General features: G+C 62.0%; 16 protein-coding genes and 1 pseudogene. 3 read left to right on the forward strand and 14 right to left on the reverse strand.

The genetic code is table 11. The features are described from left to right. Nucleotides 1–15: 15 nt before the first annotated feature. A complete protein-coding gene (locus tag AAIA72_RS08050; protein WP_369602884.1) occupies nucleotides 16–732 on the reverse strand; it encodes a DUF2057 family protein in 717 nt (238 codons plus the stop codon). A 165-nt stretch (nucleotides 733–897) separates the two neighbouring features. Here AAIA72_RS08050 and AAIA72_RS08055 point away from each other — a divergent pair, with 165 nt between their 5' ends. After that, on the forward strand, nucleotides 898–1,101 hold the full coding sequence (locus AAIA72_RS08055; RefSeq protein WP_369602885.1) for a DUF6316 family protein: 204 nt from the start codon (nucleotides 898–900) through the stop codon (nucleotides 1,099–1,101). A gap of 12 nt (nucleotides 1,102–1,113) precedes the next feature. On the opposite strand, the gene AAIA72_RS08060 is transcribed toward AAIA72_RS08055, so the two are convergent. From AAIA72_RS08060 to glyA, 9 genes are read right to left on the reverse strand one after another with little or no spacing between them, the layout of a single operon-like run. Next, on the reverse strand, nucleotides 1,114–1,614 hold the full coding sequence (locus AAIA72_RS08060; protein WP_369602886.1) for a phosphatidylglycerophosphatase A: 501 nt from the start codon (nucleotides 1,612–1,614) through the stop codon (nucleotides 1,114–1,116). Then, nucleotides 1,598–2,527: a thiamine-phosphate kinase gene (gene thiL / locus AAIA72_RS08065; RefSeq protein ID WP_369602887.1), complete on the reverse strand. Its 930-nt coding sequence runs from the start codon at nucleotides 2,525–2,527 to the stop codon at nucleotides 1,598–1,600. The genes AAIA72_RS08060 and thiL overlap by 17 nt, the downstream gene beginning before the upstream one ends. A gap of 3 nt (nucleotides 2,528–2,530) precedes the next feature. Beyond that, complete coding sequence (gene nusB, locus AAIA72_RS08070; RefSeq protein WP_369602888.1) at nucleotides 2,531–3,016, reverse strand: transcription antitermination factor NusB; 486 nt, start codon at nucleotides 3,014–3,016, stop codon at nucleotides 2,531–2,533. Continuing rightward, a complete protein-coding gene (gene ribE / locus AAIA72_RS08075; RefSeq protein ID WP_369602889.1) occupies nucleotides 3,017–3,493 on the reverse strand; it encodes a 6,7-dimethyl-8-ribityllumazine synthase in 477 nt (158 codons plus the stop codon). Then, complete coding sequence (gene ribBA / locus AAIA72_RS08080; RefSeq protein WP_369602890.1) at nucleotides 3,493–4,647, reverse strand: bifunctional 3,4-dihydroxy-2-butanone-4-phosphate synthase/GTP cyclohydrolase II; 1,155 nt, start codon at nucleotides 4,645–4,647, stop codon at nucleotides 3,493–3,495. Before ribBA ends, ribE begins: the two co-directional genes overlap by 1 nt. Nucleotides 4,648–4,659: 12 nt before the next feature. Next, nucleotides 4,660–5,331, reverse strand: coding sequence for a riboflavin synthase (locus AAIA72_RS08085; protein ID WP_369602891.1), 672 nt, complete (start codon nucleotides 5,329–5,331; stop codon nucleotides 4,660–4,662). Then, nucleotides 5,316–6,452, reverse strand: a complete 1,137-nt coding sequence (gene ribD / locus AAIA72_RS08090; protein WP_369602892.1) for a bifunctional diaminohydroxyphosphoribosylaminopyrimidine deaminase/5-amino-6-(5-phosphoribosylamino)uracil reductase RibD — start codon at nucleotides 6,450–6,452, stop codon at nucleotides 5,316–5,318. The genes AAIA72_RS08085 and ribD overlap by 16 nt, the downstream gene beginning before the upstream one ends. Next, nucleotides 6,445–6,915, reverse strand: coding sequence for a transcriptional regulator NrdR (gene nrdR / locus AAIA72_RS08095; RefSeq protein WP_369602893.1), 471 nt, complete (start codon nucleotides 6,913–6,915; stop codon nucleotides 6,445–6,447). Before nrdR ends, ribD begins: the two co-directional genes overlap by 8 nt. A 9-nt stretch (nucleotides 6,916–6,924) precedes the next feature. After that, nucleotides 6,925–8,181 (reverse strand): serine hydroxymethyltransferase, encoded by a 1,257-nt coding sequence (gene glyA / locus AAIA72_RS08100; RefSeq protein WP_369602894.1) that lies wholly within the window; start codon nucleotides 8,179–8,181, stop codon nucleotides 6,925–6,927. Between the two features lie 257 nt (nucleotides 8,182–8,438). Between glyA and ettA the strand changes: the two are divergent. Then, a pseudogene (gene ettA, locus AAIA72_RS08105) lies at nucleotides 8,439–10,099 on the forward strand (energy-dependent translational throttle protein EttA). 82 nt (nucleotides 10,100–10,181) lie between these two features. After that, nucleotides 10,182–10,532, forward strand: a complete 351-nt coding sequence (locus AAIA72_RS08110; protein ID WP_369602895.1) for a PilZ domain-containing protein — start codon at nucleotides 10,182–10,184, stop codon at nucleotides 10,530–10,532. Here AAIA72_RS08110 and radA read toward each other — a convergent pair. The 4 genes from radA to gltB form a co-directional block, all read right to left on the reverse strand. After that, complete coding sequence (gene radA / locus AAIA72_RS08115; protein ID WP_369602896.1) at nucleotides 10,525–11,889, reverse strand: DNA repair protein RadA; 1,365 nt, start codon at nucleotides 11,887–11,889, stop codon at nucleotides 10,525–10,527. The two genes, AAIA72_RS08110 and radA, sit on opposite strands and share 8 nt — an antisense overlap. Continuing rightward, nucleotides 11,889–12,959 (reverse strand): uroporphyrinogen decarboxylase, encoded by a 1,071-nt coding sequence (gene hemE / locus AAIA72_RS08120; protein ID WP_369602897.1) that lies wholly within the window; start codon nucleotides 12,957–12,959, stop codon nucleotides 11,889–11,891. The genes radA and hemE overlap by 1 nt, the downstream gene beginning before the upstream one ends. An 80-nt stretch (nucleotides 12,960–13,039) precedes the next feature. Further along, nucleotides 13,040–14,458, reverse strand: coding sequence for an FAD-dependent oxidoreductase (locus tag AAIA72_RS08125; protein ID WP_369602898.1), 1,419 nt, complete (start codon nucleotides 14,456–14,458; stop codon nucleotides 13,040–13,042). Between the two features lie 36 nt (nucleotides 14,459–14,494). After that, nucleotides 14,495–18,946 carry a glutamate synthase large subunit gene (gene gltB, locus AAIA72_RS08130; RefSeq protein ID WP_369602899.1) on the reverse strand — a complete coding sequence of 1,484 codons (4,452 nt, stop codon included), beginning with the start codon at nucleotides 18,944–18,946 and terminating at the stop codon, nucleotides 14,495–14,497. Nucleotides 18,947–19,109 lie beyond the last annotated feature (163 nt).

The following is a 19,109-nucleotide window of genomic DNA, read 5'->3' on the forward strand; positions in this document are numbered from 1 at the left end:
CGTGCAAATTTCAAGCTACTTGAAGGCCCAGCGCAGGAAGGCCTTCTTCTCGGCAGGAGAGGCCTGTTTCCAGACTTCCTTGAGCGCATCCAGCCGCGATACGCCCTCGGTCAGACCGCTGCCGGAGACTTCGGACTCGGCACCCGCGTCGGCCGCCGGTACACAGTTTCCCGCCACCAGCGGGCTATCCGCAAACCCGGCACCGGTCTTGCCCTCTTCCATCGCCTTGGCACGCCGGGCGTAAACCGAACCCTCCCAGGGCTGGACGGCGTACCGGCCACCGTTGCTGTCCACGACCTCGGCAGAAAAGTTTGCCACCAGGGCGCGGGCCTCATTGAGGGTGTCCGGATGACGGAACTCCACCTGATAGGTGACGCCCGGCCTGACGTCCAGCACAGCCACCTGATCCGGCGATTCAATGACCAGCGCCTTGCTTTCGGCGTCGGACGTGGCCGCCGGATTGGCAAAGAGCCCGGAATACCGGAACACGACAACCCGCTTCCCGGGGAGCAGCTGATAACGCAGCGTCAGCGCATCCAGCAGGTACTCCCCCTGCTTGACGCCGTCTATGGCCACCACCTTGATATCGGGCGGCGCGACAAAGATGCCCGTTTCGGATGCGCTGCGATCCGGCCCTTCCCAGGTTTTGATGGTCCCCGGCGCGGTGCAGCCGCCCAGCCAGACCATCGTCCAAAGCATGCCCAAGATGCCCAGGGCCCTGATAACCTTCATGTCGCTGCTCCTCATTACTGTGCAAGACCCGCATTGTCCACGCCCCCCCGCTCACTTTCAAGCCTCCCGGGGACGATTTCCGGCGGCCATGGAAATGTAAAAAAGTGTTGAATTTCCATGCAGGATGTGCCAACTTCAAATCAGTCAGGCACAAGGAATCCCAGAATGCAGTCGCCGTACATGAACCGAGAAGGTGAAGAGGGGCCTGTGCCCTTCCGCAGCGACCGTTTTTTCTGCGTCGCCGGGAAGTGGCACTTCACGACGCGTGAGGGCGTGGAGATCGGCCCCTTTTCTTCCCGTGAACGCGCTCAGGAAGGTCTGAAGGCCTACATCCGGATTGCCCGGAAGCTGGCTTCCATGCAGAGCTGAACCCTTCCGGCTTCAGAACCCGTACAGCAGCGCGGCAAAAGACAGCGCCAGCACGCATGCGCCTGCCAGCACGTCATCCAGCATGATGCCCAGTCCACCATGAACATGACGGTCCAGCCAGCTGATGGGCCAGGGCTTGAGGATATCGAACAGCCGGAAGCCGGCAAAGGCCCACAACCACTCCCAGCCTCCCCATGCCGGAAGCACGAGACAGGCAATCCACTGCCCCACCCATTCATCCCAGACAATGGCCCCGTGGTCATGCACTCCCCAACGACGCGACGTTTCCCCGCAGATCCGGATGCCCATGACCGACGCCGCCACGATGACCGCAACCTGAACAGGCAGGGACAATCCCTCCAGCCACAGGATCCAGACCAGCAATCCCGCCAGGGAGCCGAAGGTACCCGGCGCCCGCGGCGCAAGCCCGGAGAGCAGTCCTGTGCCCAGCAGTTGCCAGGGATCGCGGATCACTTGCCGCCAGTCAGGTCGCATGTCAGCCAAAATGGTCATACCCCTTTTTCAATTCGCCGGAAACGCACTCATCATCCAGAAAGAGTCCCGCAGGCCCGATGACCCGGCCAATCCAGGACACCGGCACCTGCAGGCGCTTCAGCGCCTCTTCGATGGCACCACAGGCTTCCGGTTCACAGGTGAAACAGAGTTCATAGTCGTCACCGCCGGTGAGCGCCCATGCCAGCCCCTCTCTTTCCGGCAGGTCCGGGCACACGGGAACCGCGCTGCTGTCAAGCCTGGCGCCAACCCCGGAAGCCTGCAGGATGTGCCCGAGGTCCGCCAGCAAACCATCGGATACGTCGATGGCCGACGCGGCATGTTCGGCAAGTACCTGGCCTGCGGCAATCCGGTTGCCGGGCTGCCAGTAACGGCGCAGTACCGTGTCCGTCCGTGAGCGGGTCAGGTCCGGGTGCGCCAGCGCTGCCCGGGCCCCGCCAAGATCTCCCGTCACGCCGATCCGCTGCCCGGGGCGAACGCCATGTCGCCGGAGCGGTTTCGCGGCCGTGCCCATGACGGTCAGGGTCAGTACCAGCGGCCCCCGGGTGGTATCGCCGCCAATCAAGCGCAGGCCATGCAGCTCAAGCCCCCGGCGAAGCCCTTCCGAGAAGGGCCGCAACCAGGGGTCTGTTGCTCGCTCCCGGGGAAGCGTCAGGCCAAGCGTGGCGGCGACGGGGCGCGCACCCATGGCGGCCAGATCACTGGCGGTGACCCGAACCGCACGCTCGGCAATCCAGTCGGCCGGCGCATCCGCCGGAAAGTGTGTCCCTTCGACCAGGGTATCCGTGGACAGCAGCAGCGGACAGGACACGGGGCTCAGCGCCGCACAGTCATCGCCGACGCTGAATTCCACCCCCTCCGACGGCTCTTCATGAAACGAAAAATACCGTCGGATCAGGTCAAACTCTCCCATGAATCAGCGCCGGGTCTGGTTTCGTGCCGCGACTTCCGTGGCCCGAACCGTGGAAGCCAGACGATCCAGCACCCGGTTGACAAACTTGTGACCGTCCGTGCCGCCGAAAGCCTTGGCAAGTTCCACGGCTTCGTTGATGACCACCCGGTAGGGGATGTCCGGCCGGTTGCGCAGTTCCCAGGCCCCCATGCGACACACCGCGTGCTCGATGGGATCCAGTTCCTTCAGTGGCCGGTCCACACAGGGTTTGATGGCCTCGTCCAGCTCACCGACGGTGTCCGTGACGCCGCGAAAGATCTCGCTGAAATAGGGCCGGTCAAAGCGCTCCATGTCTTCGTCGGACAGAAACTGGGCCTCAATCTCGTAGGGCGCCGTCCGGGCCATGTGCCACTGATACAGGGCCTGCAGGCAGTAGCGGCGTGCGCGTCGCCTGAGCTCCACCGGAGAAGCCTTGCGTGGCGTGCCGCCGGACTGATCGGTTGTGCTCACTCAAACCCCCGCTGTCTTGATCAGGCTGACCATTTCATAGGCAGACATGGCGGCCTCGGCCCCCTTGTTCCCGGCCTTGGTGCCGGCTCGCTCTATGGCCTGCTCAATGGTGTCCACCGTCAGGACGCCAAAGGATACCGGCACGCCGGTTGACAGCGCAACCTGACCCAGGCCCTTGGCACACTCGCCGGCGACATATTCGAAATGGGGCGTGCCTCCACGGATGACGGCACCCAGCGCAATGATGGCGTCGTACTTGCCGCTTTCCGCCAGACGCTTGACCAACACCGGAATCTCGAAGGCACCCGGCACACGGAACACGCTGATCCGGTCCTCCGCCACGCCATGGCGGCGCAGGGCATCCAGTGCACCCTCCTGCAGGCTGCCCACGACAAACTCGTTGAAGCGTCCGACGACCAGGGCATAACGGCCTTGCGCACCCGCCAGAAAATCGCCTTCAAATACCTGTACACTCATCAGTTCTCTCCACTTTCATTCTGCTCACCCGCCTGATTGGGGCCGTGGTAAGGCAGATAATCCACAATTTCGAGGTCGAAGCCCGAGATGGCACCGAAACGCATCGGGGATCCCATGACAATCATCTTGCCCACATTCAGGGCACGCAGTATCTGGGAGCCGGTTCCGATGGTCGTGTAGGCACCGGATTTGGCGCCTCCCACCTGCGGCTTGCGGCTCTTGTTGAAATAACGGTCGAGCTGATCATCCAGATCCACCGCCCCCTGTTCCGCATCCAGCAGCACCAGCACCCCCCGACCCTCTTCGGCAATCCGCGCCAGGGCATGCTGGATGGGCCAACTGCCGGAATCGGGCCGGATGGCCCCGAGCAGATCCCGCAGGACATCCGCAAAGTGCACCCGCACGAGTACCGGCTCGTCAGGCGTCAGGTTGCCGGTATGCAGTGCGAGATGCAGGCCGCCATTGATCGTGTCGCGGAAGCGGGTCAGGGTAAAGGTCCCGTGTTCCGTCTGCAGCGATTCCTCGCTGACCTTTTCCACAGTCTGCTCATTGAGCGTGCGGTAGTGAATCAGGTCGGCTATGGTGCCGATCTTGAGGCCGTGTGTTTTGGCAAACGCCTCCAGATCGGGACGGCGCGCCATGGTCCCGTCCTCATTCATGATCTCGACAATGACCGCGGCCGGCTCAAGTCCCGCCAGCCGCGTCAGATCACAACCCGCTTCCGTATGGCCCGCACGGCTCAGCACACCGCCCGGCTGTGCCATGAGCGGAAAGATGTGTCCGGGCATCACGATATCCGAGGGCTTGGCATTGCGGCTGACGGCAACCTGAACCGTTCGCGCCCGGTCGGCCGCGGAGATGCCGGTGGTCACACCTTCTGCCGCTTCAATGGATACAGTGAAGTTGGTCTGGTGCGCGGCGCCGTTGCGGCTCACCATGAGCGGCAGCCCCAGCTGTTCGCAGCGCTCCCTGGTCAGGGTCAGGCAGATCAGGCCCCGCGCATACTTGGCCATGAAATTGATATCTTCCGGACGCACAAGCTCGGCGGCCATGATCAGGTCGCCCTCGTTCTCGCGGTCCTCGTCATCCATCAGGATCACCATCTTGCCCTGACGGATATCCTCTATGAGTTCTTCAATGGTGTTCAGCGCCATGTTTTACCTCTCTCAGGATCCTGGACGACCAAACCCGGCCGCCACCAGCGCTTCAAGGGTTACACCGGGCGCAGACGCGGTGTCTTCCCGGTGTGCGTAGTGCATCAGATGTTTCAGGTAGCGCGCCACGATATCCACTTCGATGTGCACGCGGTCACCGGTGTTCAGCCGGCAGAGTGTGGTCCGGTCCGCCGTATGGGGCACAATGGTCAGGCCGAACTCTCCGTTATCGAAACTGTTCAGCGTCAGACTGACGCCATCCACGCAGACGGATCCTCTGGGTGCCAGATAGGGGTGGAGTTCGGCCGGAGCCGCCACCCGGAGGCGCAGGGCGCGGGAATCCCGCTCGCGCCGGCGCACCGTGCCCACGCCATCCACGTGTCCGGTCACCAGATGGCCGCCCAGACGGGTCGACAGGGTCAGTGCCTTCTCCAGATTGACCGGCCGCCCCGGCCGCCAGCTGTCCACCAGCGTATGCGCACGTGTTTCATTGGAGACATCCGCATCAAAGCCATCCGGTCTCAGCACCGTGGCCGTCAGGCAGATGCCGTTCACGGCAATGGAGTCTCCCAGTGCCACATCATCCATGAAGCCTTCGGGAGTGCGGACACTCACCACAAGATCGCCACTGCGCGGCACGGCCCGCAGCAGGGTTCCGGTCGTTTCGATCAGTCCGGTGAACATTCGGCTGCCTCCAGTATCCAGCGCCAGTCCTCTCCCACCGGCCGGGCATCGCGGATATGCCAGCGCGGCGCATCTGCCAGCCGTTCCAGTCCGGGCAGGCACAGTGCAGAACGCGCTTTCTCGCCCATCAGAAGAGGGGCCTGATACCACCATAGCTCATGTACCCGACGGGCAGCCACAAAGGCACCCGCCAGTGTGGCGCCGGCCTCGACCAGCACTTCATTGATTTCCGCTGCACCCAGCGCTTCAAGTATCGTGTCCAGTGGCAGGCGCCCGTCAGCGCCCGGCTCCAGACTGACCAGCCGTGTCCCGGCACGTCGGGACAGCGCCGCAGCCCTGGCAGCATTCGCGGAAATGGCAGCCGGCGTACAGACAATCCAGACCGGCCCTTCTGCCCTGAGCAGCGCGGCCTGTTCCGGCATGCGCAGCCGGCTGTCGAGCACCACCCGCAGAGGCTGTTCTCCCCGGCGTCCGATCAGTTCCGCATCCCTGACAGTGAGCTGACAGTCATCGGCAAGTACCGTTTCGATACCCGTGATGATGGCCGATGAACGGGCCCGCAGCTTCTGAACATCCCGACGGGCAGCAGCCCCTGTAATCCACCGGGATTCGCCACTGGCCATGGCCGTCCGGCCATCCAGGCTGGCAGCGAGCTTGACCCGCACCCACGGGGTGCCATGGCGCATGCGGTGAATGAAACCCGGATTGAGCGCCGCGGCATCCGTTTCCAGAACGCCGGAAGTCGTTTCGATCCCCGCTTGCTGCAATCTTTTCAGACCACGCCCCGATACCCGGGGATTGGGATCAACCATGGCGGCCACCACACGCGTCACGCCGGCGCGGATCAGTGCATCTGCACAGGGAGGAGTACGGCCATGATGGCTGCAGGGCTCCAGCGTGACATAGGCCGTTGCCCCCCTTGCCCGCTCACCGGCGGCCTGCAGTGCGACCACTTCCGCATGGGGGCCGCCCGCCCTGAGGTGGGCGCCCTCCCCCACGACTTCGCCGTCACGCACCAGCACACAACCGACACGCGGATTGGGATGGGTGGAATACAGTCCCTGTCTGGCCAGTTGGATGGCCCGGCTCATCCAGCGGGCATCCTCTTGGGGGTTACTCATGCTGTGTGGTCTTGGCGGCCGAGAGCCGGTCAATTTCCTGACGGAATTCATCCAGATCCTGGAAACTGCGATACACGGACGCAAAGCGCACGTAGGCGACCTGATCCAGTTCGCGCAGTTCCTCCATGACCTCTTCACCAATCTGGCGCGAGGACACTTCCCGCTCCCCTGTGGCACGCAACCGGTACTTGATGCGATCCACGGCAGCCTCGATGGCTTCCGTGCTGACCGGCCGCTTTTCCAGCGCTTTCATCATGCCGTTGCGCAGCTTGTCTTCATCAAACGGGACGCGGGTACCGTCCTGCTTGACCACGCGGGGCATGACCAGCTCGGCCGCCTCATAGGTGGTGAAGCGTTCGGCACAGGTGGTGCATTCGCGGCGCCGGCGCACCTGGTTGCCTCCCGCCACCAGACGGGAGTCAATCACCTTGGTATCCGCTGCGCCACAAAAGGGGCAATGCATGAATCCGCCTCAGTTGCCGTACACGGGGAAGCGCTTGCAGAGTTCCAGCACCTTTCCGCGTACCGTTTCGATGGTCTGCTCGTTGCTGATGTCATCCAGCACATCACAGATCCAGCCGGTCAGTTCACGGGCTTCGGCTTCCTTCATGCCACGCCGGGTGATGGCGGGCGTACCGATGCGCAGACCACTGGTCACGAACGGAGACCGGGGATCGTTGGGCACCGCGTTCTTGTTGACGGTAATGTTGGCCCGGCCCAGTGCCGCGTCCGCATCCTTGCCCGTAATGTCGCGCCGGATCAGGTCCACGAGGAAAAGGTGATCGTCGGTGCCGCCGGAAACAATGTCGTAACCGCGCTCCAGGAAGACCTCCACCATCGCCCGGGCATTGGCCACCACCTGCTTCTGGTAGGCCTTGAATTCATCGCTCATGGCTTCCTTGAAGCACACCGCCTTGGCGGCGATCACGTGCATCAGCGGGCCGCCCTGGCTTTCCGGGAAGACCGCAAAGTTGAGCTTCTTCTCCAGCTCTTCGTTGGCTTTCGCCAGAATCAGGCCGCCACGGGGACCACCCAGTGTCTTGTGGGTGGTGGTCGTGGTCACATCCGCAATCCTTACCGGACTCGGATAGACACCCGCCGCCACGAGACCGGCAATGTGCGCCATGTCCACCATCAGGTAGGCGCCCACCTCGTCGGCGATGTCGCGGAAACGCTGCCAGTCCACGATGCGGGAGTAGGCGGAAAAGCCGGCCACGATCATGCGGGGCTTGTGTTCGCGTGCCAGACGGGCCACTTCCTCATAATCGATCTCGCCGGTTTCCGGATTCAGGCCATACTGGACAGCCTTGTAGATCCGGCCTGAGAAGCTGACCGGGGCACCGTGCGTCAGGTGACCACCATGGGCCAGACTCATGCCCAGCACCACATCACCCGGCTGGCAGAGGGCCATGTAGACCGCCGCGTTGGCCTGGGAGCCGGAGTGGGGCTGAACGTTGGCGTAGTCGGCCCCGAACAGTGCCTTGGCCCGGTCGATGGCCAGCTGTTCGACCTTGTCCACGTACTCGCAACCGCCGTAGTAACGCTTGCCGGGATAGCCTTCCGCATACTTGTTGGTCAGCACCGAACCCTGCGCAGCCATTACGAGAGGGCTGGTGTAATTTTCAGACGCGATCAGCTCGATATGCTCTTCCTGACGGCGGCGTTCGCCTTCCATTGCGTCCCACAGTTCCGGATCAAAAGATGCGATCGTCAAGTCTTTGTCAAACATCGGTAGCCTCTGTTATTGCGTAATGGGGTGCCGACCAGTTGTCCCGGCGGTGAGGAGCGACCATTTTACTGAAAAACACCCGCGACCGCACCCGTCTTTTGGTGAAAGCGTGTTCGCGGTACAGGGCTGCCGGATCCTGCGCCACATCAGGGGGTCCCGTGTGCCTGCTGGTGTGCCTGCCGGTTGCCTCGCACCGTCCTTTGGGCTACTTTATCGGCCAGTTCATTCATTTCTTTTTTCCCCGAGGATTCCAGCAAATGGCCCAGTATGTGTTTACCATGAACCGGGTGGGCAAGGTCGTCCCCCGAAACGCGAAATTCTCAAGGACATTTCGCTGTCCTTCTTCCCGGGCGCCAAGATCGGCGTGCTCGGTCTCAACGGTGCGGGCAAGTCCACACTGCTGCGCATCATGGCCGGTGTGGATACGGAGATCAACGGTGAAGCCCGCCCCCAGCCAGGCATCCGTATCGGCTATCTGCCTCAGGAGCCGCAACTGGACGAGGACAAGACCGTCCGCGAGAACGTGGAAGGCGCCCTGTCGGAAGTGAAGGATGCCCTGAAACGGCTGGACGAAGTCTATGCCGCCTATGCCGAACCGGACGCGGACTTCGATGCCCTGGCGGCCGAGCAGGCCCGCCTTGAGGCCATTGTGCAGGCTGCAGACGGGCACAATCTGGACCGCACCCTGGACGTGGCGGCAGAAGCCCTGCGCCTGCCGCCCTGGGACACGCCGGTGAAGGTGCTGTCGGGTGGAGAAAAGCGCCGCGTGGCGCTCTGCAAGCTGCTGCTTTCCAAACCGGACATGCTGCTGCTGGACGAGCCCACCAACCATCTTGACGCGGAGAGCGTGCATTGGCTGGAGCGTTTCCTGAAAGACTACGAGGGCACCGTGGTGGCCATCACCCACGACCGCTACTTCCTGGACAATGTGGCGGGCTGGATTCTCGAGCTGGACCGGGGCCATGGCATCCCGTTCGAAGGCAACTACACCCAGTGGCTGGAAGCCAAGGAAAAGCGTCTGGAGCAGGAAGCGCGTCAGGAAGCGGCCCGCCAGAAGACCATCAAGGCCGAACTGGAGTGGGTGCGCAGCAATCCGAAGGGGCGCCACGCCAAGAGCAAGGCCCGCCTGGCCCGCTTTGACGAACTGAACTCCAGGGAATTCCAGAAGCGCAACGAGACCAACGAGATCTACATTCCGCCCGGCCCGCGTCTGGGCGATCTGGTCATTGAGGCTGAAGGCCTGACCAAGCGCTTTGGTGACAAGGTGCTATTCCAGGATCTTAGCTTCCAGGTGCCGCCGGGCAGCATCGTCGGCATCATCGGTGGCAACGGCGCCGGCAAGTCCACGCTGTTCAAGCTGATTGCCGGCAAGGAGCAGCCGGATGCGGGCAAGGTTCGCATCGGCGAGACGGTGAAACTGTCCTACGTGGGCCAGATGCGCGAGCTGGATGACAGCAAGACCGTCTGGGAAGAAATCAGCGAAGGCCAGGACATCATGGACATCAACGGCTGGTCGACGCCCTCCCGGTCCTATGTTTCGCGCTTCAACTTCCGCGGCTCCGACCAGCAGAAGCGGATTGCCGAGCTGTCCGGCGGTGAGCGCAACCGGGTCTATCTGGCCAAGCTGCTGCGCCAGGGGGGCAACGTGCTGCTGCTGGACGAACCCACCAATGACCTCGACGTTGAAACGCTGCGGGCGCTGGAAGAGGCTCTGCTGGCCTTCCCCGGCTGCGCCATGGTCATCTCCCACGACCGCTGGTTCCTCGACCGCATCGCCACCCACATTCTGGCCTTCGAGGGAGACAGTGAAGTGGTGTGGTTTGAAGGCAACTTCAGTGACTACAACGCGGATCTCGTCCGCCGCAAGGGCGAGGATGCCCTCAACCCGACACGAATGAAATACCGCAAACTGGCCTGATGCCTGAGGCCGGCAGCCTTCTGCCGGCCGTGCATTTCCCCACGGGATTGTCTATCCTGAACACAGCAGACAGGAGAAGATCATGCCCGAAAATCGCCGCCAGTTCAGCCGCATTCCCTTTGACGCGCCCGCCCGGCTGGAAAAGCCGGACGGAACGTTCGCGGAAGTCACGCTGATAGATATCTGTCTGAAAGGCGTGCTCATTGCCGCCCCGGAAGGTTTTGCGCCGGAAGCCGCAACGCTGACGCTGCCCCTGGATGACCAGACACGCATCTGCATGGAGGTCAGCCGCGTCCATCAGGAGGAAGACCGGTTGGGTTACCGCTGCGATCACATTGATCTGGACAGCGTGGCCGCACTGCGCAGGCTGGTGGAACTGAACCTGGGGGACACCGATCTGCTGGACCGGGAATTCGGCGCTCTGCTCAGATAAGCTCGAGCGCTTCGGAAAGCCTCTCCACAGGCGTCACCCGCACGCCCTCGGGCAACTGCCGCACACGGTTCCCCTTGGGTATGATGGCATGGCGGAAGCCATGCTTGGCCGCCTCGAGCACCCTTTCCTGACCATTCTGAACCGGGCGCACCTCGCCGGAAAGCCCCACCTCTCCGAACACGACCCAGTCCCGGGGCACGACCCGCGACTTGAAACTGGAGGCAACCGCAAGCAGTCCGGCCAGATCCGCACTGGTTTCCGTCACCTTGACGCCGCCGACCACGTTCAGATACACATCCTGATCACCGCAGTGCAGTCCGCCATGGCGGTGCATGACCGCCAGAAGCATGGCCAGTCGCTGGGGGTCCTGTCCCACCGCCAGACGCCGTGGCGCGCTGCCGATGGCCTGATCCACCAGCGCCTGAATTTCCACCAGCAGCGGCCGCGTGCCTTCCCAGAGCACCGTCACCACACTGCCCGGCGCCGGATTCTCATCCCGGTTCAGAAAGATGGCACTGGGATTGCGCACTTCCTTCAGGCCCGAATCCATCATGGCAAACACCCCCAGCTCGTTGACCGCCCCAAAGCGGTTTTTCTGGGCGCGCAGGGTTCGGTAACGGGAATCCGCGCCGCCTTCGAGCATGAGCAAAGCGTCGATGATGTGCTCCAGAACCTTGGGACCGGCCAGAGAGCCATCCTTGGTGACGTGGCCGACGATCAGCAAGGCCGTCCCCGTCTGCTTGGCAAAACGGGTCAGTGCCGCAGCCGCTTCCCGAACCTGACTGACGCTTCCGGGGGCCGACTGAATGGCCGGGTTGAACATCACCTGAATGCTGTCGATGACCAGAATGCGGGGTTGCTCGGCCTGTGCCGTGACCAGAATGCGCTCCACATCCGTTTCGCTCATGACCTTGAGCGCATCCACCGGCAATCCCAGACGCCGGGCGCGCAGGGCGACCTGCTGCAGAGATTCCTCACCGGTCACATAGAGCACCGGATAGCGCTGCGCCAGCCCGGCCAGTGTCATCAGCAGAAGCGTACTTTTGCCCGCCCCCGGATGGCCACCCAGCAGAACCACGGAGCCGGGAACGATACCACCGCCCAGCACACGGTCCAGCTCGCCCATTCCGGTGGAAATCCGTGGCACATCGGAAACATCCACCTCGGCCAGCGTGCGCACTTCGGAACGCTCGCCGGCATAACCCGATGCCGGTCCCGACGGCCGGGAGGCCGGGACACGCGACTCACGGAATTCGGTGACGGTGTTCCACTCACCACAGGCACCGCACTGACCCTGCCAGCGCGGATAGTCCGCACCACACTGGGTGCAGACGAAGCGGGTCCTGGGTTTGGCCATCAGTGCTCCCGGTGGTACGGCTCGCTGAGCTCATGGACCGCATCAATCATGGCCGCGGCATGAGCGGGGTCAATATCCGGCGTAATGCCGTGCCCCAGATTGAACACATGTCCGCTGCCCTGGCCATAACGCTCCAGAATACTGGCCACCTTGCTGCGGATCACTTCGGGCGAGGCCCGCAAAACAGCCGGATCCAGGTTGCCCTGCAACGCCACACGACTGCCCACACGCTGACGCGCCTGACCGATGTCCGTGGTCCAGTCCAGTCCCACGGCATCACAGCCGCTGTCCGCAATGCTTTCGAGCCACTGCCCCCCGTTCTTGGTAAACAGGATGACCGGAACCCTGCGTCCGTCATGCTCACGAATCAGACCGTTCACAATCTTCTTCATGTATGCCAGGGAAAAGACCTGATAGTCATCCCAGGCCAGCGCACCGCCCCAGGTGTCGAAGATCTGGACGGCCTGAGCTCCGGCACGAATCTGGGCGTTGAGATAATCGGTGACCGCCGTGGCCAGTTTGTCCAGCAGGGCATGCATGACTTCCGGCTGTGTGAACATCAGTGTCTTGCAGGCTGCAAAATCACGGCTGCTGCCGCCTTCCACCATGTAGGTTGCCAACGTCCAGGGACTGCCGGAGAAACCTATCAGCGGCACCCGGCCATTCAGCGCACGACGGATGGTACGCACCGCATTCATGACATAATCCAGATCCCGCTCGGCATCCGGTACGGGGAGATTGACCACATCCGCCTCGCTCCGCACTGCCTTGTGGAACCGCGGCCCCTCGCCGGCCTCGAAATAGAGCCCGAGCCCCATGGCATCGGGAATGGTGAGAATGTCCGAAAACAGGATGGCGGCATCCAGATCAAAGCGCTCCAGCGGCTGCAGGGTCACTTCACAGGCCAGCTCCGCATTCCTGCACAGATCCATGAAGCTGCCTGCACGCTCACGGGTGGCCCGGTATTCCGGCAGGTAACGCCCGGCCTGACGCATCATCCAAACGGGAGTCCGGTCCACCGGCTGCCGCAGCAGGGCGCGCAAAAAGCGATCATTCTTCAGTTCAGCCATAGCCATCTCACTTGGTTCCAAATAAAAAGGGCATGGTAGGATATACCATGCCCCGGGGCAACGTCTTGACCTCGGGCAGCTCAGACGCCAAGGAAGTCGAGAATACCCTCTGCTGCCTTGCGGCCTTCCGCAATGGCCGTGACGACCAGATCCGAACCCCGCACCATGTCACCACCCGCAAAGATCTTGGGATTGGTGGTCTGATAGGGATAGGTCTGATCTTCCGGTGCCACCACACGGCCACTTTCATCCAGCTCGATGCCGAGCTCCTGCATCCAGGGGGCCGGAGAAGGACGGAAACCGAAAGCGATCAGCACCGCGTCACATTCAACAACCTCTTCACTGCCCGGCACGACCTGGGGTCTGCGGCGGCCGTTTTCATCCGGCTCGCCCAGTTCGGTACGCACCAGTTTCACGCCTTCCACGTGATCCTCGCCAACGATGGCTACCGGCTGTACGTTGAACATGAACTCCACGCCCTCTTCACGTGCATTGGCCACCTCGCGGCGGGAGCCCGGCATGTTGGCCTCGTCCCGACGATAGGCACAGACGACCCGGGTCGCACCCTGCCGGATGGACGTCCGGTTACAGTCCATCGCCGTGTCACCACCGCCCAGCACAACAACCCGCTTGCCCTTCATGTCAATGAAGGTCTCGCCTTCTTCCAGCAGGCCCAGGTTGCGCTTGACGTTGGAGACCAGGAACGGCAGGGCTTCGTAAACGCCCGGCAGATCCTCGCCCGGGAATCCGCCCTTCATGTAGGTGTAGGTGCCCATGCCCATGAAGACGGCATCATACTCGTCCAGCAGCTGGTCGATGGTCACATCCCTGCCGACCTCGGTGTTGAGACGGAACTCCACGCCCATGTACTCGAAAATCTCGCGGCGGCGACGGATGACCGCCTTGTCGAGCTTGAACTCGGGGATACCGAAGGTGAGCAGGCCGCCGATTTCCGGATTGCGGTCGAAGACCACCGGCGTGACACCATTGCGCACCAGAATGTCCGCACAGGCCAGACCGGCCGGGCCGGCGCCGATCACTGCCACCCGCTTGTCGGTCCTGACGACCTTGGACATGTCGGGCTTCCAGCCCATTTCGAACGCCTTGTCGGTGATATATTTCTCCACCGCGCCGATGGTGACCGCACCGAAACCGTCATTGAGGGTGCAGGAGCCTTCACAAAGCCGGTCCTGGGGACACACCCGGCCGCAGACTTCCGGCAGGGAGTTGGTCTGATGGCACAGCTCCACCGCCTCGAGAATGTTCCCTTCCGCGGCCAGCTTGAGCCAGTTCGGAATGTAGTTGTGCACCGGGCACTTCCACTCGCAGTAGGGATTCCCGCATTCCAGGCAGCGATGCGCCTGCTCGGCCACCTCGGGCGGCTCGTAGGGTTCATAGATCTCCACGAACTCGATCTTGCGCTTCTCGAGCGGAATCTTTTTCGGGTCGCGGCGCTCTACATCCAGAAACTGGAAAGTATTGTTCAGACGTTTTGTCATGTCGTTCTACCTCGTATCCGTTTGCCGGTTCACCCGTTACTCGGGCCGCGCCCGTGTGCTGTTGAGCAGATCGCCCAGGCTAGCTGCCTTGGGCTTCACCAGCCAGAAACGCGCAACATAATCATCGAAGTTGTCGAGAATGCCCGCGGCCCACAGGCTGCCGGTTTCTGCGACATGCTCGGCAATGACTTCCCTGAGGTAATTGCGGTAGCCCTCCATCGCCTCGGTGGTGATGCGATGAATTTCCACCAGCTCGTGGTTGTACCGGTCAACGAAACGGTGATCGAGATCGAGGACGAAAGCAAATCCCCCGGTCATGCCCGCACCGAAGTTGTAACCCGTCCGTCCGAGTACGGTGACCACGCCGCCCGTCATGTATTCGCAGCAGTGATCCCCTGCACCTTCCACCACCGCAAAGGCACCGGAGTTGCGAACCGCGAAGCGCTCGCCGGCCGTACCTGCGGCAAAGAGCTTGCCACCGGTGGCACCGTAGAGACAGGTGTTACCCACAATGGCCGTATCCTGGCTCTCGAAGGCGCTGTTCTCGGGCGGGCGCACGACCAGCTTGCCTCCGGTCATGCCCTTGCCCACGTAGTCGTTGGCATCCCCGGTGAGAATCATGTGCAGCCCCCCGGCGTTCCAGACACCGAAGGACTGGCCAGCCGTCCCTTCCAGATGCAGGACAATGGGCGTGTCCGCCATCCCCTGATTGCCATACCGTTTGGCAATTTCACCGGATATGCGCGCACCGATGGAGCGGTCGCAGTTGGTGACGCGGAAACGGAACTCTCCGCCCGAGCGGGACTCAATGGCCGGCAGTACCTCACTGACCATCTTCTCCGCCAGGACACCCTTGTCAAAGGGCACGTTACGTGCCACCTGACAGGTATGGGGCTTCTCTGCCGGAATGGCATCATTGCGCAGCAGCGGCGTCAGATCGAGGCGCTTGTGACGCTCGGTCTTGCCCGGCAGCACATCCAGCAGGTCAGTGCGTCCCACCAGTTCCTCCAGCGTGCGGACACCCAGCCGGGCCATCCACTCGCGGGTTTCACGTGCCACGAAGCGGAAATAGTTCTTCACCGCATCGACGGTACCACGGAAGTGCTTGGCGCGCAGTTCCTCGTTCTGGGTGGCAATACCGGTCGCACAGTTGTTCAGGTGACAGATGCGCAGGTACTTGCACCCGAGCACCACCATGGGCACCGTACCGAAGCCAAAGCTCTCGGCCCCCAGCATGGCGGCCTTCACCACATCCAGACCGGTCTTGAGACCACCGTCCGTCTGCAAGCGCACGAAGCCACGCAAATCGTTGGCGCGCAGGGCCTGATGTGCTTCAGACAGGCCCAGCTCCCAGGGGGAACCCGCATAGCGGATGGAGGTCAGCGGACTTGCGCCGGTCCCGCCATCGTAGCCGGAGATGGTAATGAGATCCGCATAGGCCTTGGCCACACCCGCAGCGATGGTACCTACCCCCGGCTCGGAGACCAGCTTTACGGAGACCAGCGCATCCGGGTTGACCTGCTTGAGGTCAAAGATGAGCTGTGCCAGATCCTCGATGGAATAGATATCGTGGTGCGGCGGCGGTGAAATCAGCGTCACACCGGGCACGGAAAAACGCAGCGTCGCAATGAGCTTGTTCACCTTGCCGCCGGGCAGCTGACCGCCCTCACCGGGCTTGGCGCCCTGGGCAATCTTGATCTGCAGCACCTCGGCGTTGGTCAGGTAGTGCGGTGTCACCCCAAAGCGCCCGGATGCCACCTGCTTGATCTTGGATTGCTTGACGGTACCGTACCGGGCCGGGTCTTCCCCGCCCTCACCGGAGTTGGAGCGACCGCCCAGCTCGTTCATGGCCTGGGCCAGCGCTTCGTGAGCCTCGGGGCCCAGTGCACCGATGGACATGGCCGCCGTATCGAAACGCTTGAACAAGGCTTCTTCGGGCTCGACCTCATCCAGCGGCAACGGCTCGTCTGCCAGCTTCAGAGACAGCAGGTCACGCAGCGCCGTGACGGGCCGGTTGTTCACCAGCGCCGCAAACTCCTGATAGGCCCCGTAATCACCCGTGGTGGTGGCATGCTGCAGTGTTTTCACCACATCCGGATTGAAGGCGTGGTATTCCTGGCCATGGATGTACTTCAGTATGCCGCCGGGAAGAATCGGCTTGCGCGGCGTCCACGCCTGACGCGCCAGCCATTCCTGATCCTTCTGGAAGTCGTAGAAGTTGGCACCCTGAATGCGGCTGGCAACGCCCCTGAAGCACAGGTCGACCACCTCATCCGCCAGACCCACGGCCTCGAACAGTTGAGCACCGCGATAGGAGGCAATGGTGGAGATCCCCATCTTGGAGAGGATCTTGAGCAGCCCCTTGTTGATACCCTTGCGATAGTTGTTCTTCGCCTGCACCGGATCCATGAGCATGTCGCCCTTGCGGATCAGGTCGTTGAGTACCTGGTAGGCCAGGTACGGGTAAACGGCTGTGGCACCGAAACCGATGAGCACCGCAAAATGATGCGGGTCACGCGCCCAAGCGGTTTCGACAATGATGTTGGAGTCACAGCGCAGCCCTTTCTCGACCAGACGGTGATGCACGGCACCCGTGGCCATGAAGGCATTGATGGGCAGTTCGTCCTGACTCAGATGGTTGTCACTCAGTACCAGCAGCACATACCCTTCACGCACCGCCTGCTCCGCAGCGTCTGCCACATCAATGATGGCCTGCTTCAGCCCCCGCTCCGGGCGGAACGACAACGGAATGCGCTTGACCCGGAATTCATCATGGGTGTTGTTCAGAAGACGATCGAACTTGGCGGGCGAGAGCACCGGTGTTGTCAGAATGATCCGGCGCGCATGCTCCGGTGTTTCCTCGAAGATGTTGCGCTCTGCACCCAGGCAGGTTTCCAGTGACATGACCACCGTTTCCCGGAGGGGGTCGATGGGCGGGTTGGTCACCTGCGCAAATTTCTGGCGGAAGTAGTCGGCCACATTCCGGACCTTCTCGGACAACACTGCAGTCGGTGTGTCATCCCCCATGGAGCCCACCGCTTCCTGGCCATTCTCGCCCAACGGGCGAAGCACCTGGTCGCACTCCTCGAAGGAGACCATGAACATTTTCATGTAGGTCTTGAGGGTATCCGGATCCATCAGCCGGAAGTCGCCGCCTGCCTGATCCAGCCGCGTCTCCAGACGCATGGCATTCTCTCGCAGCCACTTCTTGTAGGGCTTGGCGGACTTGAGGCGATTGTCCACATCTTCGGTATGCAGCACTTCACCCGTCACCGTATCCACGGCCAGAATCTGGCCCGGCCCGACACGCCCCTTGGCCACCACATCATCCGGGGTATAACTGTAGGTACCGATTTCGGACGCCAGGGTGATGAAGCCATCTTTGGTAATGACCCAGCGAGACGGTCGCAGGCCGTTACGATCCAGGAAACACACGGCGTAGCGGCCGTCCGTCAGAACAATGCCTGCCGGCCCATCCCAGGGCTCCATGTGCATGGAGTTGTACTCGTAGAAAGCGCGCAGTTCCGGATCCATGGTGTCCACGTTCTGCCACGCCGGCGGCACCAGCATCCGCACTGCACGGAAGAGATCCACCCCACCGGCCAGCAACACTTCCAGCATGTTGTCCAGCGACGAGGAGTCAGATCCTGTCCGGTTCACGATCGGTTGCAGGCTGCTCAGGTCCGGCAGCATGTCAGACTGGAATTTGCTGGCCCGGGCCATCGCCCAGTTGCGGTTCCCCTCGATGGTATTGATCTCTCCGTTGTGGGCCAGGTAACGGAATGGCTGCGCCAGCGGCCAGCGCGGCATGGTATTGGTGGAAAACCGCTGATGGAAGACGCAGATCGCCGTTTCCATCGCTGGATTGCCCAAATCCTCGTAGTAGCTGGGCAAATCCACGGGCATCATCAGGCCCTTGTAGGACACCACCTTGTGCGACAGGCTGCAGACATAGAAATCTTCATCATCGGCACACTCGATCTCCGCCTTGCGGCGCGCAATGTAGAGACTCACGGAGAAGCGATGCTCATCCATGCCCTCCGGCGCCTCCACATACAGCTGACGGATGACCGGTTCGCAATCTCGCGCCATGGTGCCCAGGCAGTCACCGTTGACCGGCACATCCCGCCATCCCATGACGGACAGGCCCTGCGCCCGAATGACATCCTCCAGCACGTTGCAGGCACGTTCGCGGCGGGCGTCATCCCGGCTCAGGAAAATCATGCCAATGGCATAGGTGTCAGCAGGCTCTCTCCCAAACAGGCGTTTTGCCTCAGCGCGAAAGAAGGAATCCGGCTTCTGCAGGAGCAATCCACATCCATCCCCCGTTTTGCCGTCGGCGGCGATACCACCCCGGTGGGTCATGCACGTGAGGGATTCAATAGCGGTTTTCAACAATCGATGGCTGGCTTGCCCTTCCATGTGGGCGATCAGGCCGAAGCCGCAGTTGTCCTTGAACTCACCAGGATGATACAGACCTGTCATCATATTTTGTCTCTCATCTAATTCTTTACAAATCAAAAGCTTGTTTATAAAGAAGAGCAGAATTCGCGCTTTTGATAGGCAAAAATGGGGGGCTTATTCTACACAAGCCCCCCACCTCGCTCAAATTTAAAGCGTTCTGTTAAAAAAATAAAGAATTTGATTCGGA

The sequence above is a fragment of the Thermohahella caldifontis genome (assembly GCF_041153465.1).
Lineage (GTDB): Bacteria > Pseudomonadota > Gammaproteobacteria > Pseudomonadales > Oleiphilaceae > Thermohahella > Thermohahella caldifontis.

Excerpts from the sequence above, each read along its gene's own strand:
- AAIA72_RS08085 (WP_369602891.1), bottom strand. The coding sequence starts at position 5,331 with ATGTTCACCGGACTGATCGAAACGACCGGAACCCTGCTGCGGGCCGTG.
- AAIA72_RS08055 (WP_369602885.1), top strand. The coding sequence starts at position 898 with ATGCAGTCGCCGTACATGAACCGAGAAGGTGAAGAGGGGCCTGTGCCC.
- nrdR (WP_369602893.1), bottom strand. The coding sequence starts at position 6,915 with ATGCATTGCCCCTTTTGTGGCGCAGCGGATACCAAGGTGATTGACTCC.
- radA (WP_369602896.1), bottom strand. The coding sequence starts at position 11,889 with ATGGCCAAACCCAGGACCCGCTTCGTCTGCACCCAGTGTGGTGCGGAC.
- thiL (WP_369602887.1), bottom strand. The coding sequence starts at position 2,527 with ATGGGAGAGTTTGACCTGATCCGACGGTATTTTTCGTTTCATGAAGAG.
- AAIA72_RS08110 (WP_369602895.1), top strand. The coding sequence starts at position 10,182 with ATGCCCGAAAATCGCCGCCAGTTCAGCCGCATTCCCTTTGACGCGCCC.
- ribD (WP_369602892.1), bottom strand. The coding sequence starts at position 6,452 with ATGAGTAACCCCCAAGAGGATGCCCGCTGGATGAGCCGGGCCATCCAA.
- glyA (WP_369602894.1), bottom strand. The coding sequence starts at position 8,181 with ATGTTTGACAAAGACTTGACGATCGCATCTTTTGATCCGGAACTGTGG.
- ribE (WP_369602889.1), bottom strand. The coding sequence starts at position 3,493 with ATGAGTGTACAGGTATTTGAAGGCGATTTTCTGGCGGGTGCGCAAGGC.
- gltB (WP_369602899.1), bottom strand. The coding sequence starts at position 18,946 with ATGATGACAGGTCTGTATCATCCTGGTGAGTTCAAGGACAACTGCGGC.
- AAIA72_RS08060 (WP_369602886.1), bottom strand. The coding sequence starts at position 1,614 with ATGACCATTTTGGCTGACATGCGACCTGACTGGCGGCAAGTGATCCGC.
- AAIA72_RS08125 (WP_369602898.1), bottom strand. The coding sequence starts at position 14,458 with ATGACAAAACGTCTGAACAATACTTTCCAGTTTCTGGATGTAGAGCGC.
- ribBA (WP_369602890.1), bottom strand. The coding sequence starts at position 4,647 with ATGGCGCTGAACACCATTGAAGAACTCATAGAGGATATCCGTCAGGGC.
- hemE (WP_369602897.1), bottom strand. The coding sequence starts at position 12,959 with ATGGCTGAACTGAAGAATGATCGCTTTTTGCGCGCCCTGCTGCGGCAG.
- AAIA72_RS08050 (WP_369602884.1), bottom strand. The coding sequence starts at position 732 with ATGAAGGTTATCAGGGCCCTGGGCATCTTGGGCATGCTTTGGACGATG.